Origin of the sequence: Neorhizobium phenanthreniclasticum (genome assembly GCF_040066075.1) — a bacterium.
Classification (GTDB): Bacteria; Pseudomonadota; Alphaproteobacteria; order Rhizobiales; family Rhizobiaceae; genus Neorhizobium; species Neorhizobium petrolearium.
On sequence record NZ_JBEAAL010000017.1, the window covers coordinates 143365 to 164365 of the forward strand.

The window sequence follows — 21001 nt, forward strand, 5'->3', positions numbered from 1 at the left end:
GAACTCGAAACCTTCCATCGGACGCACGTCACTCGCATGGAGAGGCGCTTCTGCCCCCCCTATTACCGCTGGCCCTTGTCCATCCGATCAAATAGCATTACAGCAAGATCCGGCTGGCTTGTTCAAGATAGGTGTGTCGATCCGATGAAAAAGGTACTTGTCTCTAACATTATGATGTTGAAGGAGAAAGAGCGGTTCGATAAAGCCATTCGAGACTTGGGATATGAGCCGACTTGGGCCGCGGCAGACCAATGTCTCACGGAGCAACAGTGCATTTCGCTGGTCGGTGAGATCGATGGCTGGCTCGCTGGGGACGACGCCATTACGGAAAAGGTGTTGCTGGCCGCGCTCCCCCGACTGAAAATTATTGCAAAATGGGGAACTGGTATCGACAGCATTGACTTAGACGCAGCGAAACGATTGGGGGTTCCGGTCAAAAATAGCCCCGCCGCCTTCGCGAACGCGGTTGCAGAAGTCGCGCTTCATTACATGCTGTCACTTAGTCGCCATCTCGTGGCAGTCGATCGGACTGTTCGAGCGGGGGGATGGCCAAAACCGCAAGGCCGAGAACTTTTCGGCTTGAAGCTTGGCATGATCGGATTCGGAGCAATCGGTCAGCGTATAGCGGAACTCGCGACAGCCTTTGGGATGGAAGTAATCTTCTTCGATCCCTTCGTAAAGAATGCCAAAGTTATTTTTGGGAAAATCATCCACCCGGCCTCGCTGGATACGATCGCAGCCGAAAGCGATATCGTGTGCCTTGCCTCCAGCTACAACAAGGACAACCATCATATCGTGGGACGTGACTTTCTTGGAAAAGTGAAACCATCGGCCTTTCTTGTTAACGTAGCACGCGGGCCGCTGGTTGATCAGGAAGCTCTTATTGATGCACTCCATGAAAACCGCCTCGCTGGAGCCGGTCTTGATGTTTTCGAAACTGAGCCGTTGCCCGCCGGCAATCCGCTCCTTGCGATGAGCAACGTAGTGCTCGGCAGTCACAACGCGAACAATGGCCGATCTGCTGTTGAGTACGTTCACATGAACACGCTGAGCAACCTGCAATCGGTGCTCGGGTGACCAGCGGCGCAATCTCGAAGGAGAGCGAAACTTTGAAGTACGGCATTATCGGTTACGGCGGCATGGGAGCAATCCGCCACAACGCAATGCGGGCAATCGGCCAGAATGTTGCGCACAAAATTTACGAGATCAGGCCCGTCCCTGAATTTCGGGATTTGCTCGTAGACGACTATCGCAAGATCATCGACGATCCAGAAATCGAAGCCGTTATTATCTGTACACCGAACTTCCTCAACAAAAAGCTGACCATTGAGGCTCTAAAGGCTGGAAAACACGTGTTCTGCGAGAAGCCGCCAGCATTCAACGGAACCGAAATGGAAGAGATCATCGAGGTCGAAGATCAGGCAAACCGGGTGCTGATGTATGGTTTCAATCATCGCCATCATGGTGGTTCTATAAAAATCCGCGAAACGATTGAAAGTGGTGAATACGGTAGGGTCCTCTGGCTGCGCGGACGCTATGGCAAATCAGTCGACGAAAATTACTTCGGCAACTGGCGCGCTAACAAAGAGTTGGCTGGAGGCGGCATCCTCCTCGATCAGGGCATTCATATGCTCGATCTTTTCCTACAAATTGGCGGCGACTTCGATGAGATGCATGCCTTCGTTTCCAACCTCTATTGGAAACTCCCGGGGATTGAAGACAACGTGTTCGCTATATTTCGCAATTCAACGAGCGGAACGTGCGCCTCACTGCATTCAACCATGACCCAATGGCGGCACTTGTTTTCGTTTGAGGTCTTTCTTGAGCGCGGCTACATGGTTCTTAATGGCCTCAAAACCCCCTCAGGAACCTATGGGGCCGAGGCTCTCTCTATTGCCAAAAACCGTTCGAACGCACCTGCGGCAACCTGGGAAGACGAAGAGGTTCACAGATACGATGTCGATCAATCTTGGGAACGAGAAATGGCCAACTTTGTCGCTGCCGTGAACGGTACCGTTACTCCAAGATCGCGAGACTCCTTCGAAGCTCTAAGGGTAATGCGAATGATCGATAGGATCTATGACAACGAAAGGCACCAAAGCGGTCAGCTCTTCACCAAGCTAAATGGAGAAATGAGTTTATGATGGACGCCAGCGGCTTCTTTCTATCCTATTTTGCCGAATACGAGAGACTAGCATTCGGGAGCAATGTCTATCCCATCATAGAAAAGTTTGCCGAAGTGGCAATCAATGTTCGAAAGAGCGGAAAGAAGATGATGTTCGCCGGCAATGGCGCGAGCGCATCGATATCCGAACACGGCGCCGTCGATTTCACCAAACAAGGCAACGTTCGTAGCGTCACCTTCCATGATCCTAATCTCATTACCTGCTTCGCAAACGATTTCGGTTATGACCATTGGCTTGCCAAAGCGATCGAGCATTACGGCGATGACGGCGACGCGGTGGTGCTGACCAGTGTCAGTGGAGAGTCTCCTTCTGTCGTAAACGCTGCCCGTTACGCGAGAAGCCGTGGGATGTATGTTATTGCTTTCACAGGGCGAAAGCCGGACAATACGCTGGCACAGTGCGCCAATTTGAATTTCCATGTCGCATCCGATGCCTACAATATTGTCGAGAACATTCATAGCATCTGGATGACAACCACCGTCGACTATCTCATCGGAAAGGCAGTATACGAGACCCGCGCCTATCAATTGTGACATTCCCGGACGATGAATTAGTGAGGCCACAGTGAGCATGAAGGAAGCGCCCTATTTTCGGACTGAAATGACTCCCATTAGGAGCGTGCACCTATCGCCCACCCAGATTCCAGCAAACATTACGGAAGCCTATCGTGGGCTCCATCGCATCATCGATTGCGATCCAGCGTATGGAGCCGCCTGGAAACTGGGAGGCACCACTGCGGCGACCCAGCGCATCTTCAAAGTGAATAAGCTCTATTTTGGCCCGCTTCACGAGCGCGAGGTTGCCGTTCTCCCGTCTGCAGCACCGGCTTTTCAAACATACGAGTTAAAAGGAGAAGCGGAAATCGCCCTTAGAATAGCATCGACGGCGGCCGACTTTTTGAGAGCAGATCGAAAGAACACTGATGAAGCACCGCTTTCGATGCTTTTCGATGCCTGGTGCGCTGCGCTGGAACTACCTTCCTCGCCAATTGAAAACTTGGCAGACATAGGTGTTACAGCTCTTATTGCCGATAGGTGTGCCGCAGGCTTTCTCGCTCTCGGACGAGCCCACCCTGTGGATGATTTCACGAACTGGGCCGGCAGCGTTTTGCGTGTGAAGCAGGATGGCCAGACCATTGCCACCGGAGGTTCCTCCGCCCTTCTATCCCCTCCAGATATCTGCGCTCGCAGTTTTATCATCGAAGCATTGGCGCAAGGCTTTAGCCCAAGGCCAGGTCAGTGGATTTCAACAGGCGGCGCGACACCTTGCGTGAATTTCACGGCAGGTGCAGACATCTCCGTGTGTTACAATGATCACGAGGAATTAAGATTCGTCGCCGGAATCGGAACCGCATGATGTCGGAACTTGGCACACTCGGCACTGTCCTACGTCGCGCTGGTGATCTCGTTGATTCCGCGAGATTTTCCGATGTCACTGAGAAATCAGAGCTGGACTATGTCACAGATGTAGACCTACGACTGGATGCATTTTTGACAGAGCAACTCGCTTTACTAACGCCCGGGATTCCTGTCTTCAGCGAAGAGCGTGCAATGCAGCGTCCCACCGGTGCATTTTGGATCATCGACCCTATCGATGGGACTCACAATATGATGGCTGGCGTACCTCATTATGCGGTTTGCGCTGCCTTCTTCGACGCAAACGAAGCCCAGATGGCCGCCGTGCTGGATGTGGCAGGACAAGATCTGTATCTTGCCAAGAAAGGCAAGGGAGCAACTCTTAACGGTTCGCCGCTACGTCTCACAAATAAACCATCGACCCTTGCGGCAATTTCCTCTGGAGCCCTCGACGCCTTGAATGAGCGAAGTGACATTTATGCGTCACTACGCACCATGGCGAAGATCAGGAACCTTGGTAGCCAGTCGTTGCATCTCTGTTACGTGGCTGGCGGGCGCCTAGGATTTGCGATTTCACAAGAAGCTCGGTTTTGGGACGATGCCGCCGCTCGACTAATCGCTGAAGAAGCTGGAGCCTGTTACCATTCATTTGCAGCAAGCGAGAACGGCGACCTTCTCGAACTTGCCTTTTCAAAGGCGCCCCTGCGCAGCCTGTGTGCCCATCCAGACATTTTTGAGAGTATAGACCGTTTGATGACCCCATTGTGGTGGCCGGATTTCGGACGAGCATAAGCAGCGAGGAAAAAACAATGTCAGGAAAGCTCATCGCTATGATCCCGGCCCGCTTGGGCTCCCAGCGACTCAAGAAGAAGAACCTCGCTCTGCTAAATGGTGATCCTCTGATCGCTCACGCAATCCGCAAGTGCTTCGCATCAAATTGCTTCGATGAAGTTTGGGTGAATTCTGAAAGCGAAGAAATTGCGGAAGTCGCTCTTGCAGAAGGCGCGAATTTCCACGAGCGCCCTGCAGAATTGGCTAACAACGTGGCAACGTCCGAAGATTTCGTTGGCGAGTTTTTTCGCAAGCATGAATGCGAAGCAATTTTTCAAGTCCATTCCATCGCCCCATTGTTGATGGCAGGAGAGATCAAGGGATTTGTGGAGACTTACAAGCAGGGCGAATATGACGTTCTGCTGTCCTGTATCCTGGACCAAATCGAAGTCGCCTTTGAAGGAAAGCCCGTTAACTTCACATTCGCCGAAAAGACAAACAGCCAAGATCTTAAGCCGCTGCAGCGTATAACCTGGTCGATCACCGCGTGGCGTCGATCCGTTTTTCTGGATGCACTCAGCCAGAGGAAAACTGCTACTTATCATGGGCGGGTGGGCTTCTATCCAGTAGGGCCGATATCCGGACACGTCATCAAGACCCAGACGGATCTCGACATTGCCGCGGCGCTGATCGGTGTAATAGGCCGTCAAGCTTAGGCGGACCAGGGTATCTGCGGGGCCGCAGATACCCTCTCAAAATAAATTTGTGAGGCCGAGCATTCGGTGATCTATCTCTTATGATGCGATTGCGTTTAGGTCTCTCCGTCAGACGCATGGGCAGAAACTTTTCCGATGACAGGATTTCTCCGCTCTATTCTTTGCTCTACCGGAAATTTTGCCACTTTCGGCCAGGCATCCGCTTTCTCTCTATCCCAGATATTGAAAACCATAGACGACCCTTCTGTGGAAATTGTCAGTTTCGATGTCTACGACACCCTCCTCGTCCGCCCGGTAATCGAACCAGCCGACCTATTTTTTTTAACCGCCCTGAAGCTACAAAAGCAGCGGCTTTCAGGAGACTTTATTGCATCTCGTAAGGAAGCCGAGCGATTGGCACGACGAAGAATGCGAGAACAGGATCCGCTTCGGGAGGAGCCAACTCTTGACGCGATTTACGAGGCCCTAGCAGAGATCACCGGGCTTTCCGCCAGGGAGGTAGCTGGTATCAAAACAGTCGAACTCGACAATGAACGAAGATCGCTTTCAGGCCGAAAGCTGATCCGGGAAATCTATGAGCACGCTCGTCAGAAGGGCAAGAGACTCATAGCGGTATCAGATAGCTACGCTTCTCGTGATTTCATCTGGTCGGTGCTCCAAGAAGAAGGCTTCCAAGCAATCGAGCGAGTATATGTTTCCTCTGAGTTTGGTCGATGCAAAGCAAGCGGAAAGCTGTATTCCATTGTGCTTGAGGATCTAAATATCGTCGGTTCAAAAATGCTACATTTGGGCGACAATCTACACTCCGATGTCAAGCGAGCACAGGATGCCGGGATAAGGGCTGCGTATATCCCATCGGCTGTTTATACATATTTCGCCCTTCGCGATTTCGCAAAATTGTGGGCACAGATCGGCGATGACTTGCCCATGGAAAGCCGCCTTCTTTTGGGGATGATTATCAATACCTGCTTTGATCGACCTGACAAGAGGCAATGGAAACAGGGCACTCTCTTTAATGACGATGACCATGCCTTTGGATATGGCTATCTCGGCCCGATCCTCCTGCTTGCCCAGAGCACGAAGTGTCACAGCGAAATCGCGCCTGTAGGTCAATGGGTGCAGGCAACCGATGACACTGATGCCGACACTCCAGCTTTCGTACGCATGAAGAATTCCGCAAACAAATTCCTTGCTGACGCGGAAGCATTGCTTGGCGATCGCCTGAAGAATTCTCTGAACTTCCGGAATCTCTGCGATATTCTCTTTCGAACCGTTGTACACGTGCACTCGGCGAGTGACAAAGCACTCTTGGGAGCCCTTCCTGCCATTAATCCATCAATCAAGGCATCCGTCCCGGTAACCCTTCTTCCGTTTTGCCGACGAATGGAGTTGATTGCCCTCCGGCCTTTACTCGGAACAAGAGAATATGCTCGACTGATCGTGAGCCGTAGCAGTTTCTTCGCTAGCACCCAAAATCCAGCCTTTAAATTCTATCATAGATTGCACGCAAAATGTCGGGCCGGTTGACATATGCGCCGTTAAGTGAAATGCGGTGCGTTAGTTCAGGCACGACGGTCGCTCGCGAGCACACGTCTGCGCCATCTTGGCGAGCGCGCGAATAGGCACGAACCACCAGCTTGGCTATGGCTGGTGTCACACTCGGGTTTGATGTGGAGAGAGGTGAACAATCGTGGGATATCGGATCGCCGTAATTGGAAATTGCCAAGCGGAAACTTTGACGCGGTTCATACGCGCTTTGTCACCAAACGACCAAGTGCAGTTGTTTACTCACAGTGATGCGACCGATGAGCGGAAGAGACGTGAAAAGGAAATCGAGCTTGCGAAATCAGAGATCATATTTGCCCAACCGCTAAGATCAGACGCTTTCGGAGCATTTTCATTCAATTCGCTGAAAGCTCGAGACAATTGTTTTTTCTTTCCCCCCTTCTCTTTCCCGGCTTTCCATCCAGATTGCGTTTATATTGGCCTATCCAAAGCCCTGCAAAACACTTCTCCGGTCGGAGACTACAGTTCATCTATCGCAGTTTATAGTTACTTGCATGGATTGAGCGTCGACGAAACCGTAAGGATGTTTAATGAGACAGTTTATCAAAAGCTTGGGTTTTTAGATATATGGGAACCGACTCGAGCCATTCTACTTGCCAACTTTAAAGAATTGGGACACGATATAACGGATTTATTTGAGAGCTGGAGCAACCGTGGCCTGTTCATGCATACGATTAACCATCCTCTCTCGTTCGTCAGTGGAGATATTGCGCAACGACTATTGTTAAATGCCGGAATTCAGAGCCGCTATACTAATATTACCAGATTCGTATCTGATCGTGGCGCCGATGATATAGTTTGGCCAGTCTACCCGGAAGTAGCGAGCAAGCTCGGCATCGAGGGTGAATTAGCGTTTAAAGTTTCGGATCGCCATGTGCCCGTCGAAAAGCGACCGCATATTATCGACCTTCAAGAATTTGTTCACGGTAGCTTTGAACGTCTTAAAGCGATTCCCCGCGAAGCCTTGATCTGTAGAAGCGTCGCCAAGAGCCACGATGAGTCGATGGACGTCATTGGCAACATTATTACCCGTTATCGGCAACATGGATCAAACTCTGCATCCGACCACAAAGACATCAATAAAGTACAGCATCCCTATAAGGGGCTACCAGATCCTCAGTTCTGGAAAAGGGCAATCTCCAGCATTCCCATTCCAGATGTCGATCCAGTTGTTTCGATGGATTTGAAAATTAGTGCGGGCGATAAGATAGCTACCGCAGGCAGTTGTTTCGCGCAGCATATTGCCTCCCGTCTTCAGAAGAAGGGCTTTTTCTACCTCGTCTCTGAAACCGCTCCGGAAGGCCTTTCCGAGACTCAAGCAAAGGAACGCAACTACGGAGTCTTCTCTGCACGGTACGGGAATGTTTACACAACTAGGCAGCTTGTACAGCTATTCGATCGGGCGATGGGAACTTTTGTTCCCGAAGATTCAATTTGGTCACATCCCGTCGCGGGCTTTGTCGATCCTTTCCGACCACAAATCGAGCCAGCAGGTTTTCCTAACGCGCGGTCCGTCACTGAATCGCGAGAAGAACATTTACACGCTGTACGAAGAGTCTTGCGAGAGGCTGATGTATTTGTCTTCACACTCGGGTTGACGGAAGCATGGCGGTCAAAGAAGGACGGGGCCGTATTCCCGCTGGCACCAGGAGTTGCAGGTGGTCTATTCGACCCAACGCTCTACGAGTTTGTTAATTTTACAGCTCCAGAAGTTGCCGCAGATTTGATTGAGTTCATCGAGAAGCTGAGGGGTATCAATTCTCGATGCCGAGTTCTACTAACTGTCTCTCCGGTACCACTGGTCGCGACATATGAACCGCGCCACGTCCTTAGCTCGACTATTTACAGCAAGTCTGTTCTCCGCGTAGCCGCCGAGGAGGCATGCAGTGCGCTTCGCGACGTATTCTACTTCCCTTCGTATGAAATCATCACAGGAAATTACAGCAAAAGCATATATTTCGAAGATGATATGCGTTCAATCAATCAAGAAGGCGTTGATCATGTAATGCGCCTGTTCTTCAAACACCTAACGACAGGGTCGATAGACGAAGAGAAGAATTCTAAAGCGCAGCGAATAAACGAAGAACTTCTAACGCGAATTAGCAGTGTCGACGAAGTTGTCTGTGACGAGGAGGCACTTGATAGATGAGATCCGCCGAGCAGGGCGCGCGGCCGATGCTCAATGGCAACATCGAGAATTTTGGTTACGGTTTGCTCGGACCATACCTCGTTGATTTTTGCATTTGGCTGCGAATGCGAAAACAAGAGCTTGATGGAGATGCATGTCTGCTGTTTCTAGCCCGAGACGGCTACCTTATACAAAAGATCTACCGGATTCTATTTCCTGAGGACGCTGAAGTAGCCCATTACGTGTTGGCGTCGCGGGCCACCAACCGCTATGCAGAACTTGAGACAGAAGAGAAGATCCTAAAGTTCTATTCATCTCTGGCCAAAGCGAACCAAGAGAGTGAGGCTCTGCTGACAATCTATCGTTTTCTGGGCCAGCCCCGCTTGTTGCGGCCGCAATCGCCCCCCCCTGCTCCCAACACTAAAGGTAGATTTTCTCGTACAGATTCCGAAGAATGTCGTTGGCCGGAAGGTATTAAGGATCTTCTGCCACATATTATTGCACGTTCCGAGCAATACAGAAGCGAATATCGAAGATATCTTGATGCTACTTTGGCTAGCAGATATCCTATTGTGGTTGATATTGGTTATCGAGCGAAAACTCAGCAATTTTTCTCAAAATTGCTCAACACCCCAGTAGGGGGATTCTATCTTGTTACTCATAAGAGCGCAAAAAAAGTGGCTCGCGAATCAGGCCCTATCACTGCCTTTGATGCTGGGTTTATTGCGCCAGACTCTTCAGAGAGCTTTGTGAATCGACACCGCTATTTTTTCGAAGTCATTCTATCCGAGCAACGGGGGACGTTTCATTATTTCGATAAAGACAGTTCGCCAGTTTACGATGATTTTGTTTCCGATCCGAGATCCAGAACTATCGGATTAGCCATCGAACGAGGGGTGATGCGATATGCGATGTATTTCAGACGCTTAGGTAATCCTCAGGACGCACTTATTGAAGCGCGAGATAAACTGAAGGCATTTCTCGATAGCCCGCACGCAGACGACGCCGTGTTGTTTACAGGGCTGACCTTCGACGACCGTTTCAACGGTATCACTCAAAGATATGTCGTGATCCCCCCTGCCGAACGCCAGCAAAAGTTTGCGCTCTGGGTTCAGGGACAACAAGCAATTGATGTTAAATGCCGTTCAACGCCCATGGCCAATGCAAATCCCGGTTTTTGTCGTAAGGTAGAAATTATCATCATGGATAGGCTTCTAACCAGAGCACATTTCGCATGCTATATGTCGAACCGTTCGCTTTACACGAAGCAAAATGGAGGTGTTTTTTATCTCCTTTTTTCGGCCTTTAAAGGATTCATCAAAAGAGCAATACATGCATCACATGGATAAGTCGCCACTGGCGCGAGATAGCGCTCGTCGATCCCGATATTCACGCGGACTACTGCCTCGCCAATAGTGTTTCCGAGGTAGAGTTAGAAATCTGTTCACTCTCTAGCAAGCGACCCCCCGCATGTCTCCGGCAAATCGAAATTCGCGGAGGCCCTCGTCAACCACTGAACTGTTTGTCCCGCTCACGCCTGAGATGGATTAGTTGGCTGCAGCGATCTGGACGTTTGCCGCTTTCTTACCTGCCCCCGTCAGCAACGTGACGAAGAGCCTTTGCTCAACCTTCACCTTAGGAACGGTCAGCACCACCTCCCACCCACCGACTGTCAGGCTCTCATCGGGATGCTGGCGCCGCACGTCAGGCCGCGACATACCAACGCGTGCCTTTCCGATGACTCCCACACCATCCATGCTCAAAATAATCTCGACCTGTGCCTGATCCGAGACATACCAGCCATTTGCCCGCAGCACACCTGTCCTGCTGTCCAATACGGCTTTCGATATGGCCAATTTGGTCTGCTCGATCGGGCACTGATTGATATCATCAAAGATGATCTGCGAACTTACTTTATATGAGGGCGCGATGGTGGGAAAGTCCTTCCAGGCACCACCTCCGAAATGAACGATGCGCGGGGTGTTTCCGCTGAGACGGTTGATGAAATGACCCGGCTCACGCTGCTCAACGAGCGCCTTCCCCCCTCCGCACAGGTGCAGGATTGTATCCGGGGGGAATTCGACGAAGAGATCCGGGCGTTCACAACGCAATGCTCGGGCCAGATCTTGGTCATGCCAGTTGGCATCCCTGATCAGCGCAGGTGGCAGTGAAATGAAGCGATCCCTGATCTCCGTGAACAGGTCCGCCATCACATCTGGCCGAGCGACGATGAAGCCGATATTCACCTCATGACGGCCACCGTCATGACTCCATTTTCCAGTGTGTCGACGATATGCCGAGTCCTTCAACCACAGACTGCTGCCCGGAAGGATGGGATTGTCCTCCTTGCCGTAGTTAATGCTACCGTTTTCAGCCAGAGCGAACAAGTCGATGATAGTATGCTGGAAATAGAGATCGTTGTCGGTTACTGCGACGGCGTCATAGTCTTTTCCGTGACGAGCGAACCATTCGAGATAGATCAACTTGCTCATCCGTTTGTTGCGGTAGGCCCGAAATTCAGCCAGGGCCTCACGTTCCGATCTGTCGGGAAATATGGTCTGCCAAGCAATCCGGTGTTCCGCCCATCTCATGTCATCGATCCAATAGTCGATACCCAGTCGGTCGAGATAGGTTTTGGCACGCTCCGAAAGGCTGGTGGACAGTACACAAATGTCGCCCTGATAGCCGCCGCGTGCGGTATCGCGTAGCGTACTCGTCATCAGATGCGAAGCACCAAGCTGCGGATCGTTGGCGGTAAAAAGCAAACAGGTTTTCATGCCGCAAATCCACTCCCCAAAAGTGCCGGCCTCTGCCTGTTTGCGTAGTGAGCATTACCGAGGGCGCCAGTCAAGCTTGAGTTCCATGCGCACGTACGCGGCAGCCAACCCTGCACTCGCCGACGCGGCAGGGACGAACTCGTTAGCATGAGCGACAAGGTGAAACCGTTTTCAGATAAGACATTCTGCTCGCAATCCATCCCTCCAAACATAGGCGCTGTCAATCTTGCAGCCTCGCTACCTCGCAATGCCTATGACATGGTCAAGCGGAATTTGGTAGGGTGCAGGATCGCTGAAGAAGCCGCATCACAGGCGATCTTTGGTTGATAGGCCCTCCTGCGTTGGTTACCCGTGGCGGTTATATGGCGATGTCCTGGGTTAACCCTATTGCGAAGCCGCACGCGACTATGCAATTTGGCGGCGCTTCACTCGGTTATGGATTTGAGGCGGTTCGAATGACACGTATTCTGATAGTTGGCGCAGGCTTTGCGGGAGCCGTGCATGCAAGAGAGCTGGCTGACGCAGGCTTCGAAGTAGATGTTATTGATAAGAGAAACCATATCGGTGGAAACTGCTTCGACTACGTCCACGAAAGTGGAGTGCGGATACATCGATATGGCCCGCATCTTTTTCACACATCAAGTCAAAAAGTCGTCGATTGGCTGACACGCTTTACGGGATGGATCCCCTATGAGCATCGAGTAGTTGCGCGCCTATCGGACAAGCGACTTGTACCCCTCCCGGTAAATCTCGATACAATTAATGAAGTATTCGGCACGAGATTTGAAACGGAAGATGCCGTGACAGCCTTTTTAACTACCAAGTCTGTTGCAAGGAGCGAAATTACAAGCGCAGAAGAATATCTATATTCCGCGATCGGCACTGAACTGACAGATTTGTTTTTTCGGCCCTATACCTCAAAAATGTGGGGAATGAGTCTTTCGGAAATAGATGCTGCGGTCGTACGTAGACTACAGATCAGAACGAGCCGAGATGATCGTTATTTTCTTGATGACTCGTTCCAGGCGATGCCGAAAGATGGCTTCACGACACTATTCGAGCGGATGCTGAACCATCCCCGGATCCACGTACGGCTCAGCGAAGCCTTCGACAAGGAGCGCTCGGAACAGTACGATTTCTGCTTCAACAGTATGCCGATTGACGAATATTATAGTTTCGCCTTTGGCGAACTCCCTTATCGGTCGATCAAGTTCCACCTTATTGAGGTTCCGATCACTCAAGCTCAAAGTCGAGTAGTGATCAATTACACGGATGCATCTCCATACACCCGTGAGACATGGTGGCATGTGCTGCCAGGTCACCATATCTACCGCACCAATAACGTTGTGCAGACTATTGAGGAACCCTGCGACTACCGCTTGAACAATTTCGAACGATACTACCCTGTCAAGAATAAGGATGGCAGATTCGATTTAGTCTATCGCCGATACGCGGAGCAGAGGTCTCATGGGGGCCACATGAACTTCATTGGCCGCTGCGGAACTTATCAATATCTAGATATGCATCAAGTCATCAACCAGTCCCTCATGAACGTCCAGAAGTGGTTACGGGACCGCGCTTCCTTTCAAGCGTCCTGATCGTAAACTCCGTAGAGATCAATAACGCGCGCTTCAGACCGCACAGTTCCGCCATCAATAAGTAGGCATTCGCCGAGGACCGCAGGGCTAGGTTTTTTGCACGATCGGCGCCGCCACTCTGCAGCTAGAGCCTCGACGTTTTTGCGGAGATTGGCGGCGTCGACGTCGCCAGGATCGTAGAGTGCGTAGCCCCCACCATTTTACAAGTTCGTGGTGACGCTCATGGTTGGTGTCTGCAATTGCCTTGAGGAACTCTTCGCAGCCCCATGGACCGCCGACATCCTCAGGTGGACATCGTCCGACAACCTCGAGAAGGAAGGGATCATCGAAACCAGCGGAAGCCGGAAAGCCGTATGGAGGTGGTGAGCGCGAACGGTCGCCGAGTAGTCGCTGATCAGACGGTGGATGTGGAGGCGTTGCTGCGGATCCGCGGCTTAGAGACGCTTTGACGATAAACCCGTTCCCGAATATGATGCCACCAAAGTGGACGTACCGATGATCAGCTTGATGAAAGCGGCGGAGAAACTCGGTATTTGCGTCGGATCGGCCAAAAGCCTGGTGCAGAGAGGAATTTTACCTGCAACGCAAATCCTTCCCGGCTCACCGTGGATGGTTCCCGTCGAAGCATTATCCTCGGAAGCCGTCCGGATAGGGGTGCAGGGTGTCATCGATCGACGCCCGAAGTTTTATGAAGATTATCAATACGATAAAGTCGTCCGGTTGTCCGGAATCTGATGGAGGGATGCATTATGAAGCGCACTGTCCGCTTTTCCCGCGGAAGACAAAAACGTCACCCTTGAACGGGTCTCGACCCAGACCTTCCTGCACGATCAGAGCCAGGCCCTGCATTCCCTTGCGCATATCGCAATGGCCGCTCGCAATCCAAACCCGCACGCTCGAACTGATCGGGATCATTTGAGCGCACGCATCACTGCTGCGGCAAGATCACAAAGCGCCCCGGACGCAATCCTCACATTGATACCGTTCGCAAAGTCCACAACGATGGTTGCCGCACAACCATCGCCGTTGCCAGGAACGTCCAGGACAGTCGCCGACACGAAAGCGGGCCCATCTTTCACAGACAGCGCTTGGCGCCGCCACGTGTAGAGCAGCCCCGTCGAAACATCAAAACGACGCGCTACCTCCGAGACATTTGCCCCCGGAGCAAATGCTGCCTCCAGAATTTCCAGCCGTTCGTCCGGTGACCAACGACGACGCCTTTCTTGACCCGTCAGCAAAATGGCCTGTGCCATAGTTCCTCATTGCGCTCTTAAGTCCACTCTCAAGAGCGCAAAATCACGATATCGCCAAAAACTCGCAAGGCGGTCCACGCCGGAGGGATACGAACCACGCCGGCTTTCTCAGGAGAATTGGAAGCGTGCGGTAATGTTGGCCCTTCGCGAACTGTCGTCGTGCTTGGGCGCTGAAGTGATCCCTTCGCCTCGGGTTTTTCTTTGTCTTCTATTGTTCTTCTCCGATTTTGGCATCGAAAGGCGCCGCCGCGGTTGCACTGGGACCTGGATGAAAGAAGTCGAAATCGAGTTCCGGCTTGAAGTCGCCGCTTTGGTGAGGGTATGAACGAACCAAGGACAGTGATGGAGCACCATCTTGGATCACTTAAAATCTCACATCCGAATTGTGTCGGCGTTTCTCTTGAGAGAAGTGGCAACGAGATATGGGCGTAGCCCAGGCGGCTATCTTTGGGCTTTTCTTGAGCCAATCGCTTACGTCGCGGTCATGAGCGTGATTTTCGGTGCGTTTGCGCGGTTGCCTGCACTCGGCGCATCCTTCCCGCTTTTCTTTGCCACAGGCTTTCTCGCTTATAACATGTATAGCGGTATGGCGAGTTATTTGACCTCAGCGGTCAGCGCCAACAAGGGACTGCTACAGTACCCGACGGTTTCACCAATTGATCCGATCGTCGCCAGAGGCATCCTTCAGGCGATCACTTCTTTGCTTGTCGCCTTCGTTATTCTTTGGGTGACACGCCATGGCGAAAAGCACCCTCACAGCTTGCTCTGGGGTGATATCATCGAGGCAATGGTATTCGCATGGGCTCTTGCCACTGGCGTCGCCCTCGGGAACATCGTCCTTTTCGAACGTTTTCCGCTTTACGAAAAGCTGTTCGGGATCATAATGAGGCCGCTCTTTGTGCTCTCGGGCGTGTTCTATGTACCGCGCCAGATGCCGCACCCATTCAGAGAGTTTCTCCTCGCAAATCCCGTCACACACGTCGTCATTCTGTTTAGAGAAGGCTTTTATGGCGCTGACATAATGGATGGGATGGACCTTCCCTATCTGTTTTGGTTCTCGCTGATATTACTGTCTTCAGGTCTTTTCATTTTTACTGTTTGGCCAGTGGCGCGGCGCCAAAATTGAAGCATAAGCTCAATGCATGCAGCCACCCCTGGCAGCAGTTGTCGGTAAATCCTCGGCCAAGGCAGTCGCGGCCGACATTTTAGTCCTGGTGTAGCGGCAAGGACGAATGTTCGTCGCCTGGTGCGGCGCCTGCCGCCAACACCCGTGCGGCGGTGATCATGGATGATTGTCATTGGTTAGAGGCTGCAACAGCGTAACCGTCATGCTTTTTGCCTTTCGCTAGGTTGCCAATGCCGCCAGGATGAACTGTGCCACCACGTCTCCATACTGAGCGATGCCGTACTTGCCATAGTGGATGCCGTCACCGAGAATGATCGAACTGATGCGGGTGTCGGCGTTCGGCGTGCCGGCCGTCCATGGAAAGCCGTTTTCACGGCTCACTGTGGCATAGATCGGCACCATAAGAACCTTGGCATCTCAGCCGGCTGGCAGACATTCGCCTCGGAACCGAAATAGCAGTGATGCCCAGATGCGGGGCAATTGCAAGGCTCGCCGAATGCGTACCCTAAACCGCCTATTTTTTTGGACGACCAGAAGCTAGATTTACCTTAGCCACCCCGCCACTATCCACGATTGAGAGATCAATTTTGTGGCAACTGAGCGCGACGATTGGCGCCATGACGTAGCCGGTGATGGCATGATCGTGAAAGACAGGGCCTACCCTTTTCGGCGACGTCGATGCCCATCAGGAAGCGGAAATATCAGCCAATCACGAATTTAAGTTTACTTCTTTAGTTATAAAACCAAAATTGACCGTTGTGATTTTTCTCGTAAAAATATCAAAAAGAACTTCGATTATTTATATAACATATTGAAATTGCGCACTTATTATTAATGTCTCCGCCACAAAAAGATAATACGCCTGATATTTAAAAAAAGAGGAATATGACTAATATCGTTATCAGACCTGGATCAAGGACAAAAAATGGGATATTCTCGCCGCCGCTTTCATGAGCCTCAAGGCGAGGCTGGCGCTACGCTCAAAAGAGCGGCAGATCCAAAAGGGTAGCGGTTGAGGTTTGGTTACATGGGCCAGCAGCAAAGAGCAAAATGTATCTCCGTCCGCGTGACAGCGAATGAGCTTGCTGCGATCGCGGAAACCGCGGCGCGGGCGCAAACGACAGTGACTGATTTTGTTCGCTCCGTGGCGCTCGACCGTGCCGGGGTTCAGCCGTTCTATTCCGAGGAAGATCGTCTGCTTCTCCTCTTTTTGCGCGATGAGCTCAAGCGGGAGGGGCTGAACCTCACGCGCCTGTTGATCTCCCTCAACCGCGAAGAACGGTTTATCGAAGCGTCTTGCAAGCAAGAAATACTCGGCATGCAGCGGGTGATCGCGGCTTTGTGCGTAGAATTATCCGCTCATACGAAAAGACTGACGACACATCCAGGGAAGAGTTGAAATGCAACCATTATATCGCCGCCTTGCGGAGGAGTGGCTTGGTCAGCGCGAGACACTCCTGCCAGAGCTTTCGAGAAGGGCGCAATGGCTTGAGGACGATTGGCGCCGGCGCGCACGCGCCAGCCTTCCTCCCGAGACACTGGGACATGCCGGTAGCCATGCCGGGCGCTTGCCGCATGAGCGATTCGATCGCAGCAACGAACAAGAAATGAGGCAACGTTTTGTCGGCCTCGCTTCGGGAGCCCAGCCTGCGGTCGTCAAGGTGGTCGGCTTTGGCGGCGGGACGGGCGTCAGAAAGCTCGTTGATTATGTGTCGCGCGGCGGCGAGGTGAAAATCGAAAATGAGCGTGGCGAAACACTAACGGGCGGCCAAGCACCCAATATTACCGTGAGGGACTGGGAGCCCCTCCTCAGTAATCGGAAGGCGAGCCAGGACCTTGGACTGTTCGAAATCGAAGTTTCCTGGCAGGCTGCGCACAGGCCGCCTGAGGATGCTGGTTTACTGATTGCCAGACACGCCTTCAAAGACAGACCATTTGCGTTCGCTGTGACCCAGGATCCACAATCCGTGCGCATAGAAGGATTGGTCGTGCTTCTGTCTCCGACAGAAGGCCGTCTTCCAGCCGATCGTCGGGAGAGCGGAGCGATAACCGCGCGACTGAAAGAAACGCTGTCGCGAGAGGCTGAAACGGTAAGCTTCCAGTTCACCGGTCATGGCCACGGCGTTCGATATGGAACAAAGCGTCTTCGAGAGCTCGTTGATAAGCATCCAGGCCAAATTCACGACGAGCACGCCAGACCGGTTGCTGACGTCAGTGCGGCAAATGAGCTTGTCCGTCGGCGGTGGCGGGACAACCTCGGAAGCAGCCGGCCGCGGGATACGCTGCATTTGATCATATCGGCGAGCAGTGGAACGGACGCCGCACGGTTTCAGGACACTGTCCGGGCCTTCCTCGCCGAAGAATTCAAGGGACACCGGTATGTATTTGCAGTGCATGACCCGGTGCGAGATCCGAGGCCGCAGCGTGAGGGGGGAAAAAGACCCCACATCCACGCGCATGCTGTTATTACGACAGTGTCAGACTACGGTGATCGATTGAAGACTTGGGTCACCGATCTTCGACGCTGGCGCTTGAGCCTTGCGGAAAATGCCCGTGCCAACGGCATCAATATGGAAATGACCGACCGCCGTGAAACGGTGACAGCACCTGCATATACGAACCATCACGTTCGACCTGTCAACTATGTCGGCCGCACAGAGCATGAGGGTACGAGTTTCAGCGCACAACGCCGTTACGATTATAAACGCTTGGAGGTTCCGCATCTCGCCGGCGGCGAGCGCAGCCGAGACTATCGCGCAATGGCTCGGCAGAACTGGCAGGCGTTGGCCAGCCAGGGCTACAGCGAGACAGTCCAACAGTTCGCAAGATCGACCCTTTTCCGGTTTGGGGTAGCCGATCGACGATCATCAAATAGACGGTCGGAATCCGTCAGACAATTACCGCTCACGTCTGATCGGGCTGCTGGAGCGTCGGAGAGGTTTCACTCCGAGGCGACCCCAAGCGGAGAACCCCACCGCGGAAACGGGGAAACGATGGCAAATGCTGCCGAGAGGTCCAAGCAAGATCTGCGGGAGCTTGAACGGAAGCTGGCTGAGGGAAACGATCGCAGCGTCTCTGAACCCATTCGAGGACCCCATCCGCCAGCGCCGCGTCCCATGCCGGAACAAAAGAAGCATGCGAGAGAAGCGGCCGAACAGCACTACACCGGAGAACGACCTGATCCCGCCGCCTCCGCGCCGGAAAGTCGCAGCCTCGCCGAGATCGCGACGTCGGTCTTCAGAGCGTTCGGGCGCCTGAGAGAAGCAGCGATCCGGTCGAAACATGACGAGCATGACCGTGAGGTGCTCAGATCGGCAATAAGACAAACTATGCAAGACAGAATATTAAAATTATCGGAAATCCCAGGGAGCGGTAGAATTCACGACTGGTCTACCATTGAAAGCCATGCCGATCGAAGCTCTGCGACGCAGGGGGCAGAAGCCGGCAGAGCTACTGCCGTACCTGCTTGGCAATTGGAACAGAAACGCGAGAGTGGTGATCGGCAACGTGATGTTGCAGCATTATCAAAGCCTGAGAACGCCTTATGGGCTAGCCGGGAACGAGATCGTGATAATGACCGAGACGAGTACGAGAGGTGACTTCGCTCATGGGAGCCGATGACCTTCGAAGCCAGCCTTCCAATGTTTCGCCAACCTTCAGCGCTTGCGTCCTTGACGGCGGGGATAGTCCGAGGTGAATGTTGAATGCCAATCGGATCCGAGCGCGGAAGGTGCAGCTACGAGTAAGGTGCGACTGAGACCATGGACACGGGTGTTTTGGTGACGGACAACAATGACGGCCTCGGCCATCTTCCGGAGCGCAAGCAGCGGGAGTTGGCGCGCGCCTTGAAAATCATCTTCGAGGAATTCGAGGCGGCACAGCAGTCGAAGCTTTCCGAAAAGAAGAGAGCCGGGCGGATCTTGAAGGTCATCCTCTTCGGTTCGCACGCCCGCGGCGACTGGGTGGACGATCGCAAGAGCGGTTACCGTTCCGACTACGACATTCTCGTTGTCGTCAACCTGAAGAGCGTCGGGGAAGACAATGATCTCTGGCACGATGTATCCGATCATTTCCTGCGCGAATTGACGATCACCAAGGAAATCGAGACGCCGGTCAACATCATCGTTCACACGCTGCAAGACGTGAACGACCAGCTGGCACGCGGACGGCCGTTTTTTATCGACATCATCCGCGACGGCATCATGCTCTACGAGAAGGAAGGCTATCCGTTTGTACCGCCAAGACTTCTCAGCGAGGACGTGGCGCGAAAGGAGGCCCAAGGTTACTTCGAAAAATGGCTTCCTGCTGCGGGTTTTTCCCTTCATCTCGGTCAATATTCTTTGGGCAGTGGGCAAATCAATCATGCTGCATTCAATCTTCATCAGGCTACAGAACAGCTCTATCACTGCATCCTGCTCGTCCTTACCCTCTACTCGCCAAAGTCGCATCGCCTGAAATTCCTACGCTCTTCGGCCGAGCGGATCGACGCGCGACTGATCGAGGCATGGCCGCGAGATACCAAATTCGCCCGCCGCTGTTTCGAGCGGCTCGACCGCGCTTATGTCGATGCAAGGTATTCGCCGCATTACGAGATCACGGAGGAAGATCTGGAATGGCTGATCGAGCGCATAACGGTTCTGCAGTCGCTCGTCCGGATAAGCTGCGAAGAGCGTCTTATGAAAATGCCGTAGCCCGAGTGCCATCTCCTCCGCCTCCATAGGGTGAACTGCCACGCTCGAGGGCTGGCTAACTCCTCCTAAGGTCGCTGAACCAACCGACGGCTCCGAACTCCCTGCCAAGGGTACACGATTCGCTCTTGCGCAGGCGCTCAATGTCCCGGCGACAATGGCTGCAGTGATCGCTACTTCATCCTGCCTGGCGCCTGAAAGCATGGATGGCGCCTTCGATGATCACAATGAAGCCGTTCAAAACGAAGTGGTCGGCCTGGGAGAAGCGAGTTCACCAGGCAATGAGGACAGACGTCTCAGCCGGTTTCGTCACCGGGACGCATACTTCTCCAGCAGCGGAGATTCTTGAAACGACCAAGACCAAAAATTCCGGCCAGATCGCAATTGCCTCTCACGGATGCGAAGGCCTCAGTTGCATCATGCTCGAGAGCCAGGCTACGGAAGTCGCCGAGAATCCGGAGATCCCCGCCTCATCGTCAACGGACGTCCCCACGAGACCATCAGTGCCGGACGATCCGACCTCCCACGGAAAGTCATCGTCAACCTCCGAACAGCCGATCGGCGGCGACACGACGGTGCGCCCCCTAGTGAAGCGCTTTTATGAACTGATGGATACGCTGCCGGAAGCAGCCCGTTGCCGTGCCATCCATCCGCCGAGCCTTAAAGGCAGCGAGGCGAAGCTTTACGATTATCTCACCGGTTATCTCGGAGGCCCTCCGGTCTATGTGGAAAAACATGGCCATCCGAGGCTGCGCGCCCGCCATTTCGCCGCGGCAATCGGCCCTCAGGAGCGCGACGAATGGATGCTCTGCTTCCGCCGTGCGCTGGACGAGACGA

The 21001-nt window shown here is 52.9% G+C and carries 21 protein-coding genes and 2 pseudogenes; 18 read left to right on the forward strand and 5 right to left on the reverse strand.

Translation table 11 applies throughout. The features are described 5' to 3' along the window. Positions 1 to 144: 144 nt before the first annotated feature. From ABK249_RS20725 to ABK249_RS20765, 9 genes are all read left to right on the forward strand, one after another. Positions 145 to 1077 (forward strand): phosphoglycerate dehydrogenase, encoded by a 933-nt coding sequence (locus ABK249_RS20725; RefSeq protein WP_348863800.1) that lies wholly within the window; start codon positions 145 to 147, stop codon positions 1075 to 1077. 32 nt (positions 1078 to 1109) lie between these two features. Next, positions 1110 to 2144 (forward strand): Gfo/Idh/MocA family protein, encoded by a 1035-nt coding sequence (locus ABK249_RS20730; protein WP_348863801.1) that lies wholly within the window; start codon positions 1110 to 1112, stop codon positions 2142 to 2144. Next, positions 2141 to 2719 (forward strand): D-sedoheptulose-7-phosphate isomerase, encoded by a 579-nt coding sequence (locus ABK249_RS20735; protein ID WP_348863803.1) that lies wholly within the window; start codon positions 2141 to 2143, stop codon positions 2717 to 2719. Before ABK249_RS20730 ends, ABK249_RS20735 begins: the two co-directional genes overlap by 4 nt. 31 nt (positions 2720 to 2750) lie before the next feature. Beyond that, entirely contained in the window at positions 2751 to 3542 is a 792-nt protein-coding gene (locus tag ABK249_RS20740) for a hypothetical protein (protein WP_348863805.1), read from the forward strand. Continuing rightward, positions 3539 to 4333 (forward strand): inositol monophosphatase family protein, encoded by a 795-nt coding sequence (locus ABK249_RS20745; RefSeq protein ID WP_348863807.1) that lies wholly within the window; start codon positions 3539 to 3541, stop codon positions 4331 to 4333. The genes ABK249_RS20740 and ABK249_RS20745 overlap by 4 nt, the downstream gene beginning before the upstream one ends. A gap of 17 nt (positions 4334 to 4350) precedes the next feature. After that, positions 4351 to 5028, forward strand: a complete 678-nt coding sequence (locus ABK249_RS20750) for an acylneuraminate cytidylyltransferase family protein (RefSeq protein ID WP_348863809.1) — start codon at positions 4351 to 4353, stop codon at positions 5026 to 5028. A 135-nt stretch (positions 5029 to 5163) separates the two neighbouring features. Next, the gene (locus ABK249_RS20755) at positions 5164 to 6555 is read left to right on the forward strand and encodes an HAD family hydrolase (RefSeq protein ID WP_348863811.1); all 1392 of its coding nucleotides are present in this window, start codon (positions 5164 to 5166) and stop codon (positions 6553 to 6555) included. A gap of 163 nt (positions 6556 to 6718) precedes the next feature. After that, positions 6719 to 8743, forward strand: coding sequence for a GSCFA domain-containing protein (locus ABK249_RS20760; protein WP_348863813.1), 2025 nt, complete (start codon positions 6719 to 6721; stop codon positions 8741 to 8743). Next, positions 8740 to 10071, forward strand: coding sequence for a hypothetical protein (locus tag ABK249_RS20765; protein WP_348863815.1), 1332 nt, complete (start codon positions 8740 to 8742; stop codon positions 10069 to 10071). Before ABK249_RS20760 ends, ABK249_RS20765 begins: the two co-directional genes overlap by 4 nt. Positions 10072 to 10269: 198 nt before the next feature. Here the strand turns inward: ABK249_RS20765 and ABK249_RS20770 are convergent, their stop codons facing one another. Beyond that, positions 10270 to 11499 (reverse strand): hypothetical protein, encoded by a 1230-nt coding sequence (locus tag ABK249_RS20770; protein ID WP_348863816.1) that lies wholly within the window; start codon positions 11497 to 11499, stop codon positions 10270 to 10272. Between the two features lie 147 nt (positions 11500 to 11646). Here ABK249_RS20770 and ABK249_RS20775 point away from each other — a divergent pair, with 147 nt between their 5' ends. Together ABK249_RS20775 and glf are read left to right on the forward strand one after the other, a co-directional pair. Then, positions 11647 to 11826, forward strand: a complete 180-nt coding sequence (locus tag ABK249_RS20775) for a hypothetical protein (protein ID WP_348863818.1) — start codon at positions 11647 to 11649, stop codon at positions 11824 to 11826. A gap of 128 nt (positions 11827 to 11954) precedes the next feature. Next, a complete protein-coding gene (glf, locus tag ABK249_RS20780; RefSeq protein WP_348863819.1) occupies positions 11955 to 13097 on the forward strand; it encodes a UDP-galactopyranose mutase in 1143 nt (380 codons plus the stop codon). Positions 13098 to 13184: 87 nt separating this feature from the next. Here the strand turns inward: glf and ABK249_RS20785 are convergent. After that, positions 13185 to 13367, reverse strand: a pseudogene (locus tag ABK249_RS20785) (hypothetical protein); the annotation flags it as partial. Between the two features lie 71 nt (positions 13368 to 13438). Between ABK249_RS20785 and ABK249_RS20790 the strand changes: the two are divergent. Both ABK249_RS20790 and ABK249_RS20795 read left to right on the forward strand, forming a co-directional pair. Continuing rightward, positions 13439 to 13546 (forward strand): annotated as a pseudogene (locus ABK249_RS20790) (IS66-like element accessory protein TnpA); the annotation flags it as partial. A 46-nt stretch (positions 13547 to 13592) separates the two neighbouring features. Beyond that, positions 13593 to 13832 (forward strand): hypothetical protein, encoded by a 240-nt coding sequence (locus ABK249_RS20795; RefSeq protein ID WP_348863821.1) that lies wholly within the window; start codon positions 13593 to 13595, stop codon positions 13830 to 13832. Positions 13833 to 13844: 12 nt separating this feature from the next. Here ABK249_RS20795 and tnpB read toward each other — a convergent pair whose 3' ends face one another. Both tnpB and tnpA read right to left on the reverse strand, forming a co-directional pair. Then, positions 13845 to 14012, reverse strand: coding sequence for an IS66 family insertion sequence element accessory protein TnpB (gene tnpB, locus ABK249_RS33940; RefSeq protein WP_415926462.1), 168 nt, complete (start codon positions 14010 to 14012; stop codon positions 13845 to 13847). Beyond that, entirely contained in the window at positions 14009 to 14350 is a 342-nt protein-coding gene (tnpA, locus tag ABK249_RS20800; RefSeq protein WP_348863823.1) for an IS66-like element accessory protein TnpA, read from the reverse strand. Before tnpA ends, tnpB begins: the two co-directional genes overlap by 4 nt. A 355-nt stretch (positions 14351 to 14705) precedes the next feature. Between tnpA and ABK249_RS20805 the strand changes: the two genes are divergently transcribed. Further along, a complete protein-coding gene (locus tag ABK249_RS20805; RefSeq protein WP_348863824.1) occupies positions 14706 to 15476 on the forward strand; it encodes an ABC transporter permease in 771 nt (256 codons plus the stop codon). Positions 15477 to 15695: 219 nt separating this feature from the next. Here ABK249_RS20805 and ABK249_RS20810 read toward each other — a convergent pair whose 3' ends face one another. Beyond that, positions 15696 to 15878, reverse strand: a complete 183-nt coding sequence (locus ABK249_RS20810; RefSeq protein WP_348863826.1) for a hypothetical protein — start codon at positions 15876 to 15878, stop codon at positions 15696 to 15698. Positions 15879 to 16503: 625 nt separating this feature from the next. Between ABK249_RS20810 and ABK249_RS20815 the strand changes: the two genes are divergently transcribed. From ABK249_RS20815 to ABK249_RS20830, 4 genes are all read left to right on the forward strand, one after another. Beyond that, positions 16504 to 16875: a plasmid mobilization protein gene (locus ABK249_RS20815; protein ID WP_348863828.1), complete on the forward strand. Its 372-nt coding sequence runs from the start codon at positions 16504 to 16506 to the stop codon at positions 16873 to 16875. Position 16876: 1 nt separating this feature from the next. Further along, a complete protein-coding gene (locus ABK249_RS20820) occupies positions 16877 to 19075 on the forward strand; it encodes a relaxase/mobilization nuclease domain-containing protein (RefSeq protein WP_348863829.1) in 2199 nt (732 codons plus the stop codon). Between the two features lie 162 nt (positions 19076 to 19237). After that, positions 19238 to 20167 carry a HEPN domain-containing protein gene (locus ABK249_RS20825; RefSeq protein ID WP_348863831.1) on the forward strand — a complete coding sequence of 310 codons (930 nt, stop codon included), beginning with the start codon at positions 19238 to 19240 and terminating at the stop codon, positions 20165 to 20167. A 500-nt stretch (positions 20168 to 20667) separates the two neighbouring features. After that, the coding region (locus ABK249_RS20830) for a group II truncated hemoglobin (protein ID WP_348863833.1) at positions 20668 to 21001 on the forward strand (334 nt) is incomplete at its 3' end.

What these genes read in the sequence shown, in the direction of transcription:
- ABK249_RS20795 (WP_348863821.1), top strand. Translation starts at nt 13,593, where the DNA reads ATGATCAGCTTGATGAAAGCGGCGGAGAAACTCGGTATTTGCGTCGGA.
- tnpA (WP_348863823.1), bottom strand. Translation starts at nt 14,350, where the DNA reads ATGGCACAGGCCATTTTGCTGACGGGTCAAGAAAGGCGTCGTCGTTGG.
- ABK249_RS20810 (WP_348863826.1), bottom strand. Translation starts at nt 15,878, where the DNA reads ATGGTGCCGATCTATGCCACAGTGAGCCGTGAAAACGGCTTTCCATGG.
- ABK249_RS20755 (WP_348863811.1), top strand. Translation starts at nt 5,164, where the DNA reads ATGACAGGATTTCTCCGCTCTATTCTTTGCTCTACCGGAAATTTTGCC.
- ABK249_RS20815 (WP_348863828.1), top strand. Translation starts at nt 16,504, where the DNA reads ATGGGCCAGCAGCAAAGAGCAAAATGTATCTCCGTCCGCGTGACAGCG.
- ABK249_RS20820 (WP_348863829.1), top strand. Translation starts at nt 16,877, where the DNA reads ATGCAACCATTATATCGCCGCCTTGCGGAGGAGTGGCTTGGTCAGCGC.
- tnpB (WP_415926462.1), bottom strand. Translation starts at nt 14,012, where the DNA reads ATGATCCCGATCAGTTCGAGCGTGCGGGTTTGGATTGCGAGCGGCCAT.
- ABK249_RS20735 (WP_348863803.1), top strand. Translation starts at nt 2,141, where the DNA reads ATGATGGACGCCAGCGGCTTCTTTCTATCCTATTTTGCCGAATACGAG.
- ABK249_RS20725 (WP_348863800.1), top strand. Translation starts at nt 145, where the DNA reads ATGAAAAAGGTACTTGTCTCTAACATTATGATGTTGAAGGAGAAAGAG.
- ABK249_RS20770 (WP_348863816.1), bottom strand. Translation starts at nt 11,499, where the DNA reads ATGAAAACCTGTTTGCTTTTTACCGCCAACGATCCGCAGCTTGGTGCT.
- glf (WP_348863819.1), top strand. Translation starts at nt 11,955, where the DNA reads ATGACACGTATTCTGATAGTTGGCGCAGGCTTTGCGGGAGCCGTGCAT.
- ABK249_RS20765 (WP_348863815.1), top strand. Translation starts at nt 8,740, where the DNA reads ATGAGATCCGCCGAGCAGGGCGCGCGGCCGATGCTCAATGGCAACATC.
- ABK249_RS20775 (WP_348863818.1), top strand. Translation starts at nt 11,647, where the DNA reads ATGAGCGACAAGGTGAAACCGTTTTCAGATAAGACATTCTGCTCGCAA.
- ABK249_RS20750 (WP_348863809.1), top strand. Translation starts at nt 4,351, where the DNA reads ATGTCAGGAAAGCTCATCGCTATGATCCCGGCCCGCTTGGGCTCCCAG.
- ABK249_RS20825 (WP_348863831.1), top strand. Translation starts at nt 19,238, where the DNA reads ATGGACACGGGTGTTTTGGTGACGGACAACAATGACGGCCTCGGCCAT.
- ABK249_RS20745 (WP_348863807.1), top strand. Translation starts at nt 3,539, where the DNA reads ATGATGTCGGAACTTGGCACACTCGGCACTGTCCTACGTCGCGCTGGT.